Source organism: Streptococcus infantis (assembly GCF_015546995.1).
Lineage (GTDB): Bacteria > Bacillota > Bacilli > Lactobacillales > Streptococcaceae > Streptococcus > Streptococcus infantis_J.
Genome location: NZ_JADMUH010000005.1, coordinates 46,102 through 64,237, shown reverse-complemented (window position 1 = coordinate 64,237; position 18,136 = coordinate 46,102). Strand labels below are relative to the sequence as shown.

19 protein-coding genes are annotated in these 18,136 nt (G+C 38.2%); 12 read left to right on the top strand and 7 right to left on the bottom strand.

Going from position 1 to position 18,136, the window contains the following annotated elements:
* Window positions 1–111: 111 nt before the first annotated feature.
* From I1J71_RS02985 to I1J71_RS02945, 9 genes are all read left to right on the top strand, one after another.
* Complete coding sequence (locus tag I1J71_RS02985; RefSeq protein WP_195183661.1) at window positions 112–1,041, top strand: alpha/beta fold hydrolase; 930 nt, start codon at window positions 112–114, stop codon at window positions 1,039–1,041.
* Between the two features lie 55 nt (window positions 1,042–1,096).
* Entirely contained in the window at window positions 1,097–1,651 is a 555-nt protein-coding gene (locus tag I1J71_RS02980) for a histidine phosphatase family protein (RefSeq protein ID WP_006150570.1), read from the top strand.
* Window positions 1,652–1,717: 66 nt separating this feature from the next.
* Window positions 1,718–2,065: a hypothetical protein gene (locus I1J71_RS02975; RefSeq protein WP_195183660.1), complete on the top strand. Its 348-nt coding sequence runs from the start codon at window positions 1,718–1,720 to the stop codon at window positions 2,063–2,065.
* Between the two features lie 37 nt (window positions 2,066–2,102).
* Window positions 2,103–2,501: a hypothetical protein gene (locus I1J71_RS02970; RefSeq protein ID WP_195183659.1), complete on the top strand. Its 399-nt coding sequence runs from the start codon at window positions 2,103–2,105 to the stop codon at window positions 2,499–2,501.
* Window positions 2,502–2,554: 53 nt separating this feature from the next.
* Window positions 2,555–2,962: a hypothetical protein gene (locus I1J71_RS02965; RefSeq protein WP_195183658.1), complete on the top strand. Its 408-nt coding sequence runs from the start codon at window positions 2,555–2,557 to the stop codon at window positions 2,960–2,962.
* A 293-nt stretch (window positions 2,963–3,255) separates the two neighbouring features.
* Window positions 3,256–4,248: an ABC transporter ATP-binding protein gene (locus I1J71_RS02960; RefSeq protein WP_195183657.1), complete on the top strand. Its 993-nt coding sequence runs from the start codon at window positions 3,256–3,258 to the stop codon at window positions 4,246–4,248.
* Window position 4,249: 1 nt separating this feature from the next.
* Window positions 4,250–5,068: an ABC transporter permease gene (locus tag I1J71_RS02955; protein ID WP_195183656.1), complete on the top strand. Its 819-nt coding sequence runs from the start codon at window positions 4,250–4,252 to the stop codon at window positions 5,066–5,068.
* Window position 5,069: 1 nt separating this feature from the next.
* On the top strand, window positions 5,070–5,855 hold the full coding sequence (locus I1J71_RS02950; protein WP_195183655.1) for an ABC transporter permease: 786 nt from the start codon (window positions 5,070–5,072) through the stop codon (window positions 5,853–5,855).
* Window positions 5,856–6,037: 182 nt separating this feature from the next.
* Window positions 6,038–6,352 (top strand): hypothetical protein, encoded by a 315-nt coding sequence (locus I1J71_RS02945; RefSeq protein ID WP_195183654.1) that lies wholly within the window; start codon window positions 6,038–6,040, stop codon window positions 6,350–6,352.
* A 36-nt stretch (window positions 6,353–6,388) separates the two neighbouring features.
* Here I1J71_RS02945 and I1J71_RS02940 read toward each other — a convergent pair whose 3' ends face one another.
* The gene (locus I1J71_RS02940; protein WP_195183653.1) at window positions 6,389–8,071 is read right to left on the bottom strand and encodes an N-acetylmuramoyl-L-alanine amidase; all 1,683 of its coding nucleotides are present in this window, start codon (window positions 8,069–8,071) and stop codon (window positions 6,389–6,391) included.
* Window positions 8,072–8,173: 102 nt separating this feature from the next.
* The gene (locus I1J71_RS02935; RefSeq protein WP_195183687.1) at window positions 8,174–8,533 is read right to left on the bottom strand and encodes a DUF3397 domain-containing protein; all 360 of its coding nucleotides are present in this window, start codon (window positions 8,531–8,533) and stop codon (window positions 8,174–8,176) included.
* Between the two features lie 245 nt (window positions 8,534–8,778).
* Between I1J71_RS02935 and I1J71_RS02930 the strand changes: the two genes are divergently transcribed.
* Both I1J71_RS02930 and I1J71_RS02925 read left to right on the top strand, forming a co-directional pair.
* Window positions 8,779–10,029, top strand: coding sequence for a dicarboxylate/amino acid:cation symporter (locus I1J71_RS02930; RefSeq protein ID WP_195183652.1), 1,251 nt, complete (start codon window positions 8,779–8,781; stop codon window positions 10,027–10,029).
* A gap of 13 nt (window positions 10,030–10,042) precedes the next feature.
* Window positions 10,043–10,984: an ATP-grasp domain-containing protein gene (locus I1J71_RS02925; protein WP_195183651.1), complete on the top strand. Its 942-nt coding sequence runs from the start codon at window positions 10,043–10,045 to the stop codon at window positions 10,982–10,984.
* A gap of 67 nt (window positions 10,985–11,051) precedes the next feature.
* Here the strand turns inward: I1J71_RS02925 and I1J71_RS02920 are convergent, their stop codons facing one another.
* The 5 genes from I1J71_RS02920 to I1J71_RS02900 are packed head-to-tail and all read right to left on the bottom strand — an operon-like array spanning window position 11,052 to window position 15,756.
* Complete coding sequence (locus tag I1J71_RS02920; RefSeq protein ID WP_006148182.1) at window positions 11,052–11,915, bottom strand: YihY/virulence factor BrkB family protein; 864 nt, start codon at window positions 11,913–11,915, stop codon at window positions 11,052–11,054.
* A gap of 39 nt (window positions 11,916–11,954) precedes the next feature.
* Entirely contained in the window at window positions 11,955–14,009 is a 2,055-nt protein-coding gene (locus I1J71_RS02915; protein WP_195183650.1) for a cation:proton antiporter, read from the bottom strand.
* Between the two features lie 11 nt (window positions 14,010–14,020).
* Window positions 14,021–14,275, bottom strand: coding sequence for a hypothetical protein (locus tag I1J71_RS02910; protein ID WP_049495563.1), 255 nt, complete (start codon window positions 14,273–14,275; stop codon window positions 14,021–14,023).
* Window positions 14,268–14,825: a tRNA (mnm(5)s(2)U34)-methyltransferase gene (locus tag I1J71_RS02905; protein ID WP_049495561.1), complete on the bottom strand. Its 558-nt coding sequence runs from the start codon at window positions 14,823–14,825 to the stop codon at window positions 14,268–14,270. Before I1J71_RS02905 ends, I1J71_RS02910 begins: the two co-directional genes overlap by 8 nt.
* Window positions 14,809–15,756 carry a TIGR01212 family radical SAM protein gene (locus tag I1J71_RS02900; RefSeq protein WP_229026621.1) on the bottom strand — a complete coding sequence of 316 codons (948 nt, stop codon included), beginning with the start codon at window positions 15,754–15,756 and terminating at the stop codon, window positions 14,809–14,811. The genes I1J71_RS02905 and I1J71_RS02900 overlap by 17 nt, the downstream gene beginning before the upstream one ends.
* A gap of 191 nt (window positions 15,757–15,947) precedes the next feature.
* Between I1J71_RS02900 and I1J71_RS02895 the strand changes: the two genes are divergently transcribed.
* Window positions 15,948–18,134: a PTS transporter subunit IIBC gene (locus I1J71_RS02895; protein ID WP_195183649.1), complete on the top strand. Its 2,187-nt coding sequence runs from the start codon at window positions 15,948–15,950 to the stop codon at window positions 18,132–18,134.
* The last annotated feature ends 2 nt before the right edge of the window (window positions 18,135–18,136 follow it).

The window sequence follows — 18,136 nt, the reverse complement described above, 5'->3', positions numbered from 1 at the left end:
CAGAAACCTGCCCGTGAGGGTGGGTTTTTTGTTTCTGGATATAGACAGATTATACAGGAAAATTCTTAAACTTAAGTTGCTAAAAGAGTCTAATTTTTGTACAATAATGCTATGAAAAAACTGAAAAAATGGTGTCTAGGGCTTCTTAGTTTCCTTATCTTGTTTTTAGTAGGGACATTTATCTTTCATCGTATCAGCTTAGAAAAGGACCAAGCATCTCTAACTCCTATGGGTAAAACTGTTCTCGTTAATGGGCACAAAATCAATGTTTACGTTGAAGGGGATGGTCCAGAGACAATAGTGTTTCTATCTGGTGCTGGAATTGCCTCTCCAATATTGGACTTTAAGAATGTTTCGGATTCCTTATCAAAAAAATATAAGGTAGTCATCGTGGAGCGGGCTGGCTATGGTTACAGTGATGATAGCAATCAATCCAGAGATGTGATGGAAGTTTTGTCTGAGACACGTCAAGCTCTATCACAAGCAAATGTAACAGGTCCTTTTATCATTCTGTCTCATTCAATGGCTAGTCTTGAAAGTCTGGCTTGGCAGGAAAAGTATCCTGATGAAGTGAAAGCCTTGGTTGGTCTGGATTGGGCATTACCAGCAAGTTATGAGGATTTAAAGGATAATCAGACCTTGATTACTGTGGCCTATTGGAGCAGCAAGATTGGCTTATTACGCTATTTCCCTGAGTCCTTTTACATAAAAAATCTAACTTTGACTGAAAGTGAACGACAACAATATAAATTACTGGCTTATAAGCAGTTAATCTCACAAGCCATGCTTCATGAATCACGTTTGGTAAAGGAAAATGCCAAGAAAGTTCCCTCTAGCATTAATCCGAAAATTCCCACCTTATTACTGGTGTCTAACGGTGATGGTACTAGCTTTAGCCAATCAGAATGGCAGCATTATGCAGAGAGATTTGCTAGTGGTCAGTCTAATGTTCAAGTCATCTATATGGATGCGCCTCACGACCTCTATCATTATCAAAATAATGAACTCGTTTCTCGAATTGAAGAATTTTTAACAGAGTAACTGTGATTTAGAAAGTTATTTTGAACTGATGCCAATAATTGAGAGGTGACATTTTATGAAGAATACTTATATTGTACTTAGACATGCTCATTCAAGATTCTCGAGTGATGATTTTAATAGAACATTGTCGGAAAAAGGATTTTCTTCTCTTGAACAGTTGGAGTTTTTAAATGCTTGTAAAATAGATTACTTTATTTCAAGCCCTTATAAGCGAGCTTTTGAGACAGTTAATAGTTCTCCCGTTCAATTTGATAAGATAGTACTTGATAATCGTTTACGTGAAAGAAAATTATCCTCAAGATTTATTGAAGATACTGAGTTTGAAAAAACAATTCAATATTTATGGCAAAATCCAGATAAATCTCTTATTGGAGGCGAGTCCAATCGAGAAGCATTAAATAGAATTTTAGATTTATTTGCGGACTTGGAAGAAAGGTATTCAGGTAAAACCATTTTACTGAGTTCTCATGGAAATTTGCTAGGAATCTTAATCAATCATTTTGATTCAAGTTTTGATTATAAAAAATGGGAACAGATGACCTTTCCAGATTGCTTTCTAGTGGACAAAGATGAGAGTGTGAAAAGAATTATGCCAGATACTTTTAGGTAATCATTTAGCTCAATCTATGTGATTTTTATTTTCTGTTATTGTAAATAGAATAGAAGGGAAATAGCCATGATATTCGATCAGTCCTTGCAAGCCTACGTTCATGAAGTAGATGATGTTCTTGTAGCTTGGGAAGAAAGACCAAGTGGAAACTTTGAGATGGAAGCTCAGTTGCTTGCAGCCAATTACCATAAAAACAGATCTCGTATTCTTGCTTTTATACTGCCTCATTTACAAGAATTTTATGGGTATTTCACAGATGAAGAAGCTACTGAAAAATTGGGTAAACCCATCATCGAGCCAGAAAGACAAACCGTTACTTTCTGCGATCAAACTTTTGATGATATTCATATCTTTTCTTTTGACTATCAGGGGCAGGCATTTGAGAGTCTGGAGAATTTTGCCATTGATGGTTAAGGTCTGTTTTCAGTTTTAAAAAGAAGGAGAGAGACTGATGAGTACTGCTGATTTTGTCTTTATTGAGAGTAAAGATCCCATATTCCTAGATTTACAAGCCTTTTGTACTGCTTTGAGAGAAAAATTCCCGGGTATTTTGATCATAGAAAGGACGAATCCTGAAAAAGCTTACTCGCTTTCTTGGGATTATCAAAGTCCTCAGCTTACTTTGGAAAGTTCACTGAGTAGCAAGAAAAATGTTTTTGTGATTGATTACTTTGATTCAACGAACAGGTTACAAGATTATGCCTCCTATATCATCTGGCTTCGGAAATGGTTTCCACCTGAAGAGAAAGTTTCCTTTTGTGATGAAGGTTATGAGTATGTGTTTGAACTTCCTAGTGATTTATCCCAAAAGGAGTTGGAAAACTACTTACGAATAAGGTTTGATGAGTGAAGAAGAAGTTCAAAAACGAATAATGATATGGAAAAGTTGAAAAGGAGAATCAGATGCTTACTAAAGATGATATGTTAGTTGCTTTGCATGATGCAATTACTGAAGACCAAGAATTTGAGTTGGCTGACGAGATTGTAGATGCCATGGAGGCTTACCCTCAACCCTTTGATTTGGTTGACCCCGTCTTAGACTTTATTTCCAAGCATCCAGAAGTAGATTTTGGAGCTCCAGGTGAGTTGGTTCACTTTGTGGAGCGATTTTATCATCAAGGCTATGAGGAATTATTGATGGAGTCAGTTCTAAAAAGTCCAACTGTACATAACATCTGGATGCTTCATCGATGCTATAATGACAATGATCCAAATCTAGTCCAGCAGATTCAGGCTTTGGTTGGAGAACTCAAGAAGGATAAGACTCTTGACTCACAAGTAAGAAGCATGATTGAAGACTTAAATTGGTAGAGGGAGGTGATGAAGCATCACCTTTTTATCTTTTCTTATGTTGAAAAAGAAGGCAGTTTTTTTGGGTGTTTTAAGGAAACTAATAAACATAATTTTTGATTAAAAGTATTATTTTAAGAGAGAAATCTCTAATTTCATAATCAATAAGCAAACGCTTGCATTCCTTTTTTTATTAGATTATAATAGGTTGGTATAAATCCTTCTGTAATAATATTGAGAAGGTGTAGAAAGTAAGGATTTAGAATATTTGTAGTCAAAAATACAATGTTGTTTCTTACGGTAGGGAGATAGATATGGCAATGATAGAAGTGCAACATCTTCAGAAAAATTTTGTGAAGACAGTAAAGGAACCTGGTTTGAAGGGAGCTTTGCGCTCCTTTATTAATCCTGAAAAACAGACCTTTGAAGCGGTCAAGGATTTAACTTTTGAAGTTCCAAAAGGGCAGATTTTAGGATTTATCGGGGCAAATGGTGCTGGGAAGTCGACAACCATCAAAATGCTGACAGGGATTTTAAAACCGACATCTGGTTTTTGTCGGATTAACGGCAAGATTCCCCAGGATAATCGCCAAGATTATGTCAAGGATATTGGAGTCGTTTTCGGACAGCGCACCCAGCTATGGTGGGATTTGGCTCTACAAGAGACCTACACGGTCTTGAAAGAGATTTACGATGTGCCAGACTCGCTTTTCCATAAGCGCATGGACTTTTTGAATGAAGTTTTGGATTTGAAGGAATTTATCAAGGATCCTGTGCGGACTCTTTCACTAGGTCAACGGATGCGGGCGGATATTGCGGCTTCCTTGCTTCACAATCCCAAAGTTCTCTTTTTAGATGAACCGACTATTGGTTTGGATGTGTCGGTCAAGGATAACATTCGACGTGCTATCACCCAGATCAATCAGGAGGAAGAGACAACTATTCTCTTGACTACTCATGATTTGAGTGATATTGAGCAACTCTGTGATCGGATTTTTATGATTGATAAGGGGCAAGAGATTTTTGATGGAACGGTGAGTCAGCTCAAGGAAACCTTTGGCAAGATGAAGACTCTTTCCTTTGAACTGCTACCAGGTCAAAGTCATCTCCTTTCTCACTATGAAGGCCTACCTGATATGACCATTGATAGACAAGGAAATAACCTGACTATTGAATTCGATAGTACCCGCTACCAGTCGGCCGATATTATCAAGCAAACCTTATCTGATTTTGAAGTCCGTGATTTGAAGATGGTAGATACGGATATTGAGGATATTATCCGTCGCTTCTATCGAAAGGAGCTCTAAGATGGTCAAATTGTGGAGACGTTATAAACCCTTTATCAATGCAGGGATTCAGGAGTTGATCACCTATCGAGTCAACTTTATTCTCTATCGGATTGGTGATGTCATGGGTGCTTTTGTGGAATTTTATCTCTGGAAGGCGGTCTTTGATTCCTCGCAGGAGTCTTTGATTCAGGGCTTCAGCATGGCGGATATCACCCTTTACATCATCATGAGTTTTGTGACTAATTTATTAACTGAGTCAGATAGCTCCTTTATGATCGGTGATGAGGTCAAGGAAGGTTCCATTATCATGCGTTTGTTGCGACCAGTGCATTTTGCGGCTTCTTACCTCTTTACCGAGCTTGGTTCCAAGTGGTTGATTTTCATCAGCGTTGGACTACCATTTTTAAGTGTCATCATTTTGGTGAAAATCTTGTCTGGACAAGGGATTGTAGAAGTACTGGGATCGACGGTTCTATATCTCATTAGCTTAACGCTCGCCTATCTGATTAACTTTTTCTTTAATATCTGTTTTGGATTTTCAGCCTTTATATTTAAAAATCTATGGGGTTCTCAAGTATTTAAGGCTTCACTAGTATCCTTTATGTCTGGCAGTTTGATTCCTTTGGCTTTTTTTCCAAAGGTGGTTTCAGATATTCTCTCCTTCTTGCCTTTTTCATCCTTAATTTACACTCCGGTCATGATTATTCTTGGGAAATACGATGCTAGTCAGATTCTTCAAGCTCTTTTGCTTCAGTTTTTCTGGCTTATAGTGATGGTGGGCTTGTCTCAGTTGATTTGGAAACGAGTCCAGTCATTTATCACCATTCAGGGAGGTTAGGATGAAAAAATATCAACGCATGCATCTGATTTTTATTAGACAATACATCAAGCAAATCATGGAATACAAGGTGGATTTTGTGGTTGGTGTCTTGGGAGTCTTTCTGACTCAAGGCCTGAACCTCTTGTTTCTTAATGTACTCTTTCAACACATCCCCTCGCTAGAAGGTTGGACCTTTCAAGAGATTGCCTTTATCTATGGATTTTCCTTAATTCCAAAGGGATTAGATCATCTCTTTTTTGACAATCTCTGGGCTTTAGGTCAACGACTAGTTCGAAAAGGGGAGTTTGACAAGTATCTGACTCGTCCTATCAATCCTCTCTTTCACATCCTCGTTGAGACCTTTCAGATTGATGCCTTGGGTGAACTTTTGGTCGGTGGAATCTTACTAGCGACAACGGCGACTAGCATTGCTTGGACTCTTCCAAAATTCCTGCTTTTCCTAGTCTGTATTCCTTTTGCGACCTTGATTTATACTTCCTTGAAAATTGCGACAGCCAGCATCGCTTTTTGGACCAAGCAGTCAGGTGCCATGATTTACATTTTCTATATGTTTAATGACTTTGCCAAGTACCCGATTTCCATTTACAATTCGCTCCTTCGTTGGTTAATTAGCTTTATTGTGCCTTTCGCTTTTACCGCCTACTATCCTGCCAGCTATTTCTTGCAGGATAAGGATGTCTTCTTTAATATCGGTGGGTTGATTTTGGTTTCCCTTGTTTTCTTTGTTATTTCTTTAAAACTCTGGGATAGGGGATTAGACGCTTACGAAAGTGCGGGTTCTTAAAAATAAATCAAGCCTTGTCTCAGGACAGGCTTCTTTTTTCTTTTTTATAAAATTCTGACCACATAGTCTATCATGACTACCACATAGGCAAATCCTATTGTTTGCGATTTTTATTTCTGTTATAGTAGTAATTGTCAAGGGGAGATAAAGCTTCCTAACAAAATAGAAAATGAGGTTATATCATGAAAAAAGTAGTAGGTATCGGATTTTTAGTCGTTGCAGCAGCAGTTTTGTATTTTGGTTTAGTTGGATGGCCAAGTTTGGATGTTAACATCTGGGCACTCTTTCCAGTAGGTCTATTTCTATTCTTTACTCTTGAGAATCTAGTGAAAAAAGATTATAAAGCTAGTCTCATGTGCTTGATTATTGCTTTTATTATTGCAAATGCTATTCTTGATATTTTGCCACTTTCAAGTGGGTTGGTAATCGGTGCAGGTGTGCTAGCTTGTGTGGGGATTGGTTTCCTCTTTCCGGAAACTAACAAGAAAGAAGTATAAAACAAAAAAGTCTCGAGCTTTCTCGAGACTTTTGCTTTATTTGCCTGCGTAATATTTTTGAATACCTTTGACAATACCTGCCACCAATCTATTTTGGTAAGCATCGCTACGAATTTGTTGGTTTTCGTTGAAATTGTCAATGTAACCAAGCTCCAATAGAACTGCTGGTTTATCGGTTTCTCGAAGGACAGCAAAGCTACTTTGGAGAAGACCTGCATCCTTAGCACCTGTTTCAGCTAGGAGTGAAGAGTGGATATCTGCAGCTAGGCGATTGCTTTCACTGATACGGTCGGGATGGTTATGCCAGTATGGATTAATCTTAGAAGGATAACCAGCAGCTTCTTCGTAAGAATAGGTCTGAATACCAGAACGGTTAGAAGCAGGGCTGCCACTAGCATTGAAGTGAATACTAATAAAGATATCTGAATCAGTCTTATTAACCATTCTTGAACGTTCAGTGACAAAGTCGACATAGACATCACTATCTCTAGAAGAAAGAACAGTATAACCAAGACTTTGGAGTTCCTTGCGTAGTTTTTGATAAACTTGCATGGTGAGGTCTTTTTCATTCGTGTTATAATAAACAGCACCAGGATCTTTACCGCCGTGTCCTGGGTCTAAGAAAACGGTATATGTGTATTTTCCTTTTTCAAATCCACGACTTACTGGAACTTCACCTATCCATTTTCCATTACTTTGGAACTGATGTGCTTTTCCATCGATTTTACGAGTTCCTGTGACATAGACACCATTTTCATCTACATAGTAACGAGCATTGTAGTAGCTGTCATCAATCCATTCACTCTTAGCCATGTAACCACCTGACTTGAGGTAGTATGAACCAATCCATTCACGCGCTGCATAAGCACCACCTGATTTTAAATAGAACCAGCTATTATAGTTTTTATCAAAAATCCACTCTTTCTCAGCCATGGCACCGCTAGCTTTTAGGTAGTAGTTACCTTGCCATTGGTTACTTGCCATAGTGGCATCTTTATTAAAGTAGTACCAAGTACCACCAATTTTATCCCACTTATTTTTACTTAATTGTCCAGAAGTTTGGGCATAGTACCATTTACCATCTTGTTTGACCCAAGCGCTCTCAGCCATAGCCCCACTATTGGTAAAGATATAACCATCAAAAATGGTGTTGCTGAGCATGATTCCATCTTTGTCAAAGTAGTACCATACACCACCAACTTTTTCCCATTTTTGCTGAGAGATTTTACCAGATAGCTTTGCATAATACCATTTATCTTTAATTTTAGCCCAGCCACTATCGACCATAGCACCGCTACTAGTCAGGATGTATCCATCATAAATCGTATCACTGAGCATGATACCGTTCTTATCGAAGTAGTACCATTTTCCTTGAATTTTTTTCCAGTTAAGAACAGGGGCATTGTTTTCATAGAAACGCCAGTGGTTTTCCTCTAATACCCAACCTTCTTTTTTGACTTCTGGAGCCTTGTCTTCCTCTTTCTTAGCTGGAGTTTCACTTTGATTTGTTGTAGAAGTTGTTGGTACGCTTGAACTTGTTTCAGTAGAAGGAGCAGTTTCCTTGGTTGAAGGGATGCTCTTTTTTTCTTTTTCTGTAGTTGTAGTTTCTTGTGTCGTTTCTGCTGTAGTTTTTACGTTATTTTCTTCAGCCAAAGCAGGGTGTGTTGCGAATCCTAGAAAAGTAAGTGCGATGGCACTTGCCAAGAGCGTTTTTTTCACTTGTTTGATCTCCTATTTTTTTAATAATCTTTTTTAAAATGTCATTAGAAAAGCACCTCATGTGGAAGAACGAGTCGCCAACTGTTGAGGTGCTGGCATGATTTATTTCATCATGAAGATTTGAACAATCATAACGATGTAGATGAGCAATGTGAGTAGAAATCCAGCTCTCCAAAAGAATTTAAGGAATTTTGGATAATAAAAACTACGTTTTTTGCTTAAAAAGAAAAAGGCTAGAATGATGGCTAGCAAAGATAGGGCTGCCCCCAAAATGGGAAGTTGATTATGGGTAAAAACCTTTGCACTGATTAAATAGTATTCAAAAATCAGAAAAGGAAAAGCCAAATCTGCAAAGTTAATCCCCTTTTTCTTTAACTTAAAAAATCTACTAAAGATAATAGCCAAAGCCAAGGTTAGTACCAAAAGCAAGACAGAAGCGAGTTTTATTAAAATCATAACAATATTGTATCATAAAATTTGAATAAAAGGAAAGCATATTCCTTGATTTAACAGTGTTTTTCTAAAAATTTTTGTTTAGAAACTGATTTTTTATACTATATCAAACATCAATGTGATTTACTTTGTAAAGTTGGAGTAGTTTGAACCTTCATTATAAATCTTTTTTATGGTGACAATAAAAAATATATATTAGTCAGGAGAGAAGAATAGTAGTAGAATGGGTAGCAAATAAAACAAAGGAGTTTCTTATGAAATTAGTTACTTTATGGTCAAAACTCTCACTAGGCATTCAATTATTGGTGGCTTTGGTCTTGGGTGTTATCGCTGCCCTTATCTGGCCACAATTTGCAGGCTTTTATCAATTTTTAGGTCAAGCCTTTATTAAATTGATCAATATGGTTATCATTCCGCTAATCTTCCCAACCATCGTTGTTGCAGTAGCTGGAGTTATCGGAAAAAAATCTTTCGGAAAAATCTTGACCAAGAGTTTGGTTTACTTTTTTGCCGTAACAACTGCCATTATTCTTTTGTTTGTATTTGCTAGTTACTATTTAGGATTTGGTCAAGGAGTGAATATCGGTCAAACTGGTGGAAACCTTGATGGGATTGCTAACAATGTCAAGTTCAGCGAATTTTTGCTTGGTTTCATTCCATCAAATATCGTTAAATCTCTTTCGGATGGCGCTCTATTGCCAATTATCGTTTTTGCAATCTTTCTTGGTTACGGAATTGGGAATCTTAAGTCTGATAAATCTCAGAAGATTATCGAAGGTTTCCAAATCTGGATTGAAGCCATTTATAAGATTGTTGCAGTAATTATCAAACTATCACCGATTGGTATTTTTGGATTTATCGCTAAAGATGTTGCAACTACGGGTATCGACAAGTTGATTGGGCTTGGCCAGTTTGTAATTGGAACTTATCTGGCTTATGCTGTTTTGGTTCTCCTTATTTTCCCTTTGATTGCTTTCTTCTTTAAAGTACCGTATTTATCAGCCTTTCGTGAAAATTGGAGTCTCTTGACTCTGGCCTTTGTTACGGGTAGTTCTAGTGTGGTCTTGCCATCACTTCTTAAAGATTTGAAAAAACAGGGGCATGACGAGCATACAATTGATTTAGTTGTTCCTTTAGGATATACTTTTAACTTAGAAGGAGCAGCGGTTTATTTCTCAGTAGCGACAATTTTTATCGCCCATGCCTATGGTATTCAATTTTCTTTATCAAGTCTCTTGTTTACTGTTTTACTCTTGACTTTGATTGGAAAAACTGCAGCAACTGTGCCATCAGGAGCTATCGTAGTTCTATTAGCTGCAGCACCTCAATTGGGCTTGCCAGTTGAAGGAGTGGCCTTGATTTTTGCAGTTGATTTCTTTGTCAATGCCGGCCGTACCATGATCAATGTTCTGGGTCAAATCTTAACAGTTAGCGTTATCGAAAAAACAGAAGGATATATTTTAGAAGAAGAAAAGGAAAGCCAATTATCAGTCAGCTTTTCTTAAGGAGATATGAATAATGAGTGAAGCAAAAGTTTATGTGATTCATGAGAATCTAGAATGGACTCAACATTTAGTGAAATGGTTGGAAGAATTAGAAGTCCCTTATGAACTATGGGATTTGTCTAGAGGGATTTTAGATTTGCAAAGCCCACCTCCGCAAGGTATCTTTTACAATCGTATGTCTGCCTCTTCTCACACAAGAGGACATCGTTATGCGCCAGAATTTACAGAGCAAGTGATTACTTGGTTAGAAGCACACGGACGCAAAGTTGTGAATGGTACCGGTGCTATCAACCTTGAAATTAGTAAAGTCAAACAATATTTGAAGTTAAACGAATCTGGTATCGAGACTCCTGCAACAGTTGCGGTTTTGGGTCAAGAGAACATTATTGAAGCAGCAAGAAAATTAAACATTTATCCTTTGATTACCAAGCACAATCGAGCAGGTAAGGGATTAGGGGTTCAACTCTTTCAAAATGAAGAAGAACTGGCAGCTTATGTCAATAGCCCTCTCTTTGAACCATCAGTGGACGGGATTACCTTGTTACAAGCCTACATCAAGCCAAGTGATGGACGTATCCGTCGTTCAGAATTTATCAATCAAAAATTCCTCTATACTGTTTCGATTGATTCTTCAGATGGTTTCCAACTGTGTCCAGCAGATGGTTGCCAAATCGGCAAGAGACCAGAGCAACTAGAAACGTCTGAAAAATTCCAGATTACAGAACCTCTACCAGATGACCGGAGAGAAGCTTATGAGAATTTCTTGAAAAATGCTCAGATTGAAGTTGCGGCGATTGAATGGGTTCAATCAGAGAGTGGAGACATTTATGTCTATGATGTAAATACCAACACCAACTACAATCCTACCGCAGAAAAAAATGCCAATATTTTTGCTCACCAACATTTGGCTCAGTATCTAAAAACAGAATTGCAAGCCCTCACTAGTGGACAATAAAGCAGGAAATTCAAAAATCCCCCAGTATTAAATGACTGGGGGATCGATTTGTGTAATCGGTGAAATCTTATTGATTTGCTTTAAAGTCTGGATCCTTCAAACTTTGAACGCTGGCATTGAGGACAGCGCCGATGATCAATATTTTGGCAATGATAATGAACCAGAACATCATGACAACGACGACGATTGAACTGAAAAATCTGACGTCAACGAGATAGTTGACATAATTGTTGAAATAAGCTGCAAAGATGTTTAATAAAGCAATTGTCGTAACTAGTACAAAGAGACTACCAGGTATGACGTAGCGAATCTTACTTACTTTAACATTTGGTAGGAAATAATAGAGCATAATCACGGTAGCAAAAAGAAAGGCATAAATCAGGGGACCTGTAAAATCTTGTAGATAAGAAAACAGAGCACTCTCAGATTTCCAGTAGTTTTTAAGCAGGTCCAATAACATATGGCCGAACATACTGAGGAATAAGGCAAGGGCAAAGAGAATTTGAAGGCCAAAGCTAACCAAGAGACTCATCAGCTGGTGTGAGATAATTCCTCTATTTTTTGCAACTCCATAGGCTTTATTAAAGGCCTTCTGAAGAAAATCCATGGATTTGGAGAAAGTCCAAAGAGCTGATAAGATAGCAAAACTTAGTAAACCTGTTGATGGTTGAGTCAGAACTTCTCTGACAATTTTTGCAACAACTTCATAGATTGTATCTGGTAAAAATTCCTTGATTGTTAATAGAAAGTTAGAGATGGGAATTTGAAAGTAGGGTAAGATATTGACCACTATCATGAGTAAAGGGAAGATTGAAATCAACCAATAGTAGGCAACAGCAACGCTAGTTAACTCACTATCGGAGGCTTGATAGTAGTGCAAAAAAGCTTTTAATAAGGGTCTATCAGTCAGCTGTTTCCACAACTTTTTCATGTTACAATCCTCCAGTTTTTCTCTTGTTTTCTAAAGACTTTAATTTCTTCGAACTAATTCCATCATATCATAAGGTAAGGTATTAGCAGATTCTTTTAAGGAATAAGTTTCTAAATTATTGACATTTTGGCGTAGCTTTTTGGCATATTGAGCTGAGATGAGTTTTTGAGCTTCGTATTCAAAGATACACTTACGTTCAAGGTAATAACCTCTGAGCATTTCATCGATGTTATTGGGTTTGATACGATTGATAACCCGTTCCACAAAGGCACCACTCGTAATATGACTGGTTTCGCGAAGACGAGATTCCTGCATAAAGCTGATTAAAGAACTCTTATAAATCCCTTTGAGGTTTTCCAAACTCTCGATGATAATTTCCGTATTAGCTAGGTAGAGTTCTGCAATCTGGTCATAATCAATGGCAAGAAGTCTCTGTTTTTCCTTGTCTTTCCATGAACGGAATGTTTTCCCAAATGTGAGCAATTCATGAAGTAGAAAACGAAGAATGCGTATGGAGACAAGGAAGTAGTAGGTTAGTCGAGAAGCAAAGTTTCGCTTAATATTTTTCTCCATGTTTTTCAAGTAGCGTTGGTAGACATGATAAGCACGATCTCCAATCTTTCCTTCTTCATAGGCTTGTTCCAAGCCATCGCTTTCAACACTGAGAATCAAGAGTTTAAGAGCTTCCCAGTCCTCCTGAATTTCTTTGTTTTCTTGACTAAGAATAAGATTTTCAATACGTCCATGATAATTGTCAATAGCCGCATAGAGTGGAACCTTGTTTTTTGTGTTCTCTAAATCCTTCTCTAACTCCATTGCGACATCATTTAAAATAGCGATGTGCATGAGCTGATCCTTAGATGGTTCTTTCTCTTCAGAAAGGTGTGGGAGTACTAGTAATCCCGTCAGGAAACTTACCAGGGTTACACCGGCTACGAGGAAGAGAAGAAGAGGGTGTTCTTGTTCCAGATTAGACGGTATCAAAAGGATAGTGGCAATGGATACAGTTCCCTTCACACCAGAAAAGGTAAGGAGGAGCATATCTTTGACATATTTGTCTAAACTTTTATGAAGCTTCTTAATCCGAAATGCGTAAAATCCATAGATCATGACAAAGCGGATAGCAAAAAGCAGGAAGGTCAAGAGAAAAACACTGAGTAAGAGAAGTACTTTGTTGTAGAATGCACTCTTAAGAATTGGTTCCGCGATCATTTCCAGTTCCATTCCAAGAATGACAAAGACTGAACCATTGAGCATAAAGGTTACAGTCTGCCAAACAGTCTCAGTAACTGTATCAACTTGCGCTTCCAGGAGATTTATTTTCTTGAAACGACTGGCTTTCAGAATCCCAGCAACAACAACGGCGATAATGCCTGAAACATGGATTTCTTCGGCTATGAAAAAAGTCAAGAGAGGTAAACTAAGTTCCAATAAGAGCTCACTTGCGATATCTGTTGCTCGGACGCTGAGTAGAAAGGTATGAAGGAAGCGATTGATTAGGGCTGTTATAAAGCCGACTGCAAACCCTCCAACGATGGAAATGGCTAATGAGGTTCCGGCTTGGGTAAGGGAGAATGTTCCTGTTGTCCAAGCGATGAGAGCCATACGAAAGGCTACTAGCCCAGAAGCATCATTCAGAAGACCTTCTCCTTTTAGGATATTAGAAACCCGCTTTGGGAAGGAAAAGCGTTGAGAAAGGGATGCGAAGGCTACTAGGTCTGTAGGCCCTAAAGCAGCACCAACTGCTACACAGGCGGCTAATGGTAGGCTAGCCCAAAGGACATGAGCGAGTCCCCCCATGCTCAGCGCTGAGATAAAGATAACTGGGAAAATCAAGTAGAGGACAATCCGCCAGTGTTTTAGGATAGAAGTAATGTCTGCTTCTTGAGCCTCTCGGAATAGTAGTGGGCCAATGACTAAAGCTAGAAACAACTCAGTATCTAAATGATATTGGTTGTTGGGTAAACAAAGTCCAATTCCAATCCCTAACAAAATTTGAATCAGAGGCATGGGTAAAAAGGGCAGAAGCTTATTGGTCGTACTAGAAACAATAAGAACTAGTAAAAATACCAAGAGATAAAAAAGTAAATTCATTTTCCACCTCCCTATTTTTGTTTACGACAATTTTCAAAAAGTTCCTTTTGTTCTTGGATTTTTTGATCAATCTTTGAGCAGTCCTTATGCTCGATTTTCTTCTGACAACGCTCCATTTCAAGTGAAATCATTTTCTTTTTGATTTTCAGCATTTTTTTACTCATTTGTGCTTCATCCAAAATACCAACTGCACGTTCATGTTGGGTTGACTCGACAAAGTTGTGACGAAGAGCTTCGATTTTATCTTTTAGGTATTGTTTATCCATGGCGATACCTTTCTAATTTTTCAATCATAACTAAAAATGGTGGATTGTTAATTTGGTTGAGGGTGCGATAGATAGTAGCAGTATATTCTTGTTGCGGTAACTGACTAACATAATCCATAACTGCATCCCGTTCTATATCTCCGCCTTCATGCCCGTAATAAATCATGATGGCTATTCTTCCGCCTTTAACGAGCATCTGACAGAGTTTTTCAAGTGCCTCAATGGTTGTGTGAGGTTTAGTTATGATAGACTTATCGGCAGTAGGAAGATAACCTAGATTAAAGATAGCTGCTTTCACCTCAGTTACAAACTGATTTACGGTTTCATGACCTTGTAGAAGTAACTCGACATTGGTCAAACCGGCTTCTTGTAGACGTTGACTTGTTTTTTCAAGAGCTTGTTCTTGTATATCAAAAGCGTAGACTTGTTTAGCTAATTTGGCAAGGAAAAGTGTATCATGTCCATTTCCCATTGTTGCATCTACAACAACATCATATTTTGTGATGACTTGGGAAAGAAAATCATGCGCCATTTCAAGTGGTCTTTTCATTCATAAACTCCTGTTTTACAGCCTTGCATCCTTGGATACTACCCCGACGTCTCATTTCAGCTTCTATGCTATTTAGAACTTCCCATTTATTGAGACTCCACATAGGACCAATCAGCATATCTCTAGGCGCATCACCCGTAATCCTATGGATGACTATATGTTTGGGAATAATTTCTAGTTGGTCACAGATAACTTTCACATAGTCATCTTGACTCATAAGCTGCAGTCTACCCTCGTGATAATCACGTTGCATCCGAGTATTTGTCATAAGGTGAAGTAGGTGAAGTTTAATCCCTTGAATATCATTATCAGTCACACAGCGACGAACATTTTCCACCATCATGTCATGAGTTTCACCTGGCAAGCCGTTAATCAAATGGGCAACAATCTCAATCTTTGGATATTTTCTCAAGCGTTTAACTGTCTCCACATAAAGTTCATAGGAGTGGGCACGGTTAATCAATTCAGAAGTTTCTTCATAGGTTGTTTGTAAACCTAACTCTACAGTAACATGCATTCGTTCTGACAGTTCTGCCAAGTATTCGATAGTCTCATCAGGCAGGCAATCTGGTCGTGTACCGATATTGATTCCAACAACACCGAGTTCATTAATAGCTTGTTCATAGCGTTCACGAATGACTTCGAGCTTTTCATGAGTATTAGTAAAGTTTTGGAAATAGACTAGATATTTTTTTACATCTGGCCATTTACGGTGCATAAAGTCAATTTCTTTATAAAATTGCTCACGAATAGGAGCGTCAGGTGCAACAATAGCATCTCCAGATCCAGAAACAGTACAGAAAGTACAACCTCCATGAGCTACCGTACCATCACGATTGGGACAATCAAATCCGGCATCGATAGGAACTTTGAAAGTTTTTTCTCCGAATAAATTTCGATAATAATCATTCAAGGTATTATAGGATTTCATAGCTAATATTATATCAGAAAACCCCAGTAAACTCAAAGTTAGTAAACAATTGAAGAGAAGTAAGAAATTTTTAAAATCAAAAAATCTTATATAAATCCTTTACAAAAAAAATTAAAGTGGTATAATAGAGGTGTTGATGGTGCAAACGTTTTCGTAAATCGTTTGCACTAAAATAAAATAAGGAGATTTGAATGATGAAAGCTACATTCAAAAATGTTTTGTCTTTCGAGTTTTGGCAAAAATTCGGTAAGGCTCTAATGGTGGTTATCGCTGTTATGCCAGCGGCTGGATTGATGATTTCAATCGGTAAGACACTTGCAATGATTAACCCTAACTTTGCGCCACTTGTTGTTACAGGTGGAATCCTTGAGCAAATTGGTTGGGGAGTTATCGGTAACCTACATATCTTGTTTGCTCTTGCTATTGGTGGTAGCTGGGCAAAAGAACGTGCAGGTGGTGCCTTTGCAGCAGGACTTGCCTTTATCTTGATTAACCGTATCACTGGTGCTATCTTTAGTGTTAGTGGTGATATGTTGAAAGATCCTAATGCTATGGTTTCAACAATCTTTGGTAACTCTATCAAAGTTTCTGATTACTTTATCAGCGTGTTTGAAGCTCCAGCACTTAACATGGGTGTGTTTGTAGGGATTATTTCTGGTTTTGTAGGGGCAACTGCCTTTAACAAATACTACAATTTCCGTAAACTTCCTGATGCACTTTCTTTCTTTAACGGAAAACGATTTGTACCATTTGTTGTTATCCTTCGTTCAGCAATCGCTGCAATCCTTCTTTCAATTTTTTGGCCACTTGTTCAAACAGGTATCAACAACTTCGGTATCTGGATTGCCAACTCACAAGAAACAGCTCCAGTTCTAGCACCATTCTTGTATGGTACTTTGGAACGCTTACTCTTGCCATTTGGACTTCACCATATGTTGACTATCCCAATGAACTATACAGCTCTTGGTGGTACTTATGATGTCATGACTGGTGCAGCAAAAGGTACTCAAGTATTTGGTCAAGATCCACTCTGGCTTGCATGGGTAACTGACCTTGTAAACCTTAAAGGTACTGACGCAGGTCAATACCAACACTTGTTAGATACAGTACATCCAGCTCGTTTTAAAGTTGGACAAATGATTGGTTCGTTTGGTATCTTGATGGGTATCATTGTGGCTATCTACCGTAACGTTGATCCAGATAAGAAACACCAATACAAAGGTATGATGATCGCAACTGCTCTTGCAACATTCTTGACAGGGGTAACTGAACCAATTGAGTACATGTTCATGTTCATCGCAACACCTCTTTACCTTGTTTACGCTCTTGTTCAAGGTGCTGCATTTGCAATGGCTGATATTGTGAACCTTCGTGTGCACTCATTCGGTTCAATCGAATTCTTGACTCGTACTCCACTAGCTATCAATGCTGGTCTTGGTATGGATATCATTAACTTTATCTGGGTGACAGTACTCTTTGGATTTATCATGTACTTCATCGCTAACTTCATGATTAAGAAATTCAACTATGCAACTCCAGGACGTAACGGTAACTATGAAAATGCAGATGGTTCTTCTGAATCTTCATCTGCTGGAGAAACTAAAGTTGCAGAAGCTTCTCAAGCTGTTAACATCATCAACCTTCTTGGTGGACGTGCGAACATCGTTGATGTCGACGCATGTATGACTCGTCTTCGTGTAACTGTACAAGATGCTGAAAAAGTTGGAACAGAAGAACAATGGAAAGCTGAAGGAGCTATGGGACTTGTCATGAAAGGACAAGGTGTCCAAGCTATCTACGGACCTAAAGCTGACGTTTTGAAATCAGATATCCAAGATATTCTTGATTCAGGTGAAGTGATTCCTGAAACTCTTCCAAGTCAAATGGCAGCATCTCAAAAAGACGTTGTTGTATACAAAGGTGTGACTGAAGAAGTGTACTCAGTTGCTGATGGTCAAGTGATTGAATTGGAACAAGTTAAGGATCCAGTATTCTCACAAAAAATGATGGGTGATGGATTTGCAGTAGAACCAGCAAACGGAAACATTGTATCTCCAGTTTCTGGTACTGTATCAAGTGTATTCCCAACTAAACATGCTCTTGGTCTTGTAACTGAAGCAGGTCTTGAAGTTCTTGTTCATATTGGTCTTGATACTGTAAGTCTTGAAGGAAAACCATTCGATGTGAAGGTTTCAGAAGGCCAAGCAGTAGCTGCTGGTGATCTCTTAGTCAAAGCTGACCTTGGTGCTATTCAAGCAGCAGGTCGTGAAACTACAACTGTAGTTGTCTTTACAAATGGAGATGTAATCAAGTCAGTTAAATTAGAAAAAACCGGTTCTCTTGCAGCTAAAACAGCAGTTGCAAAAGTAGAATTGTAATA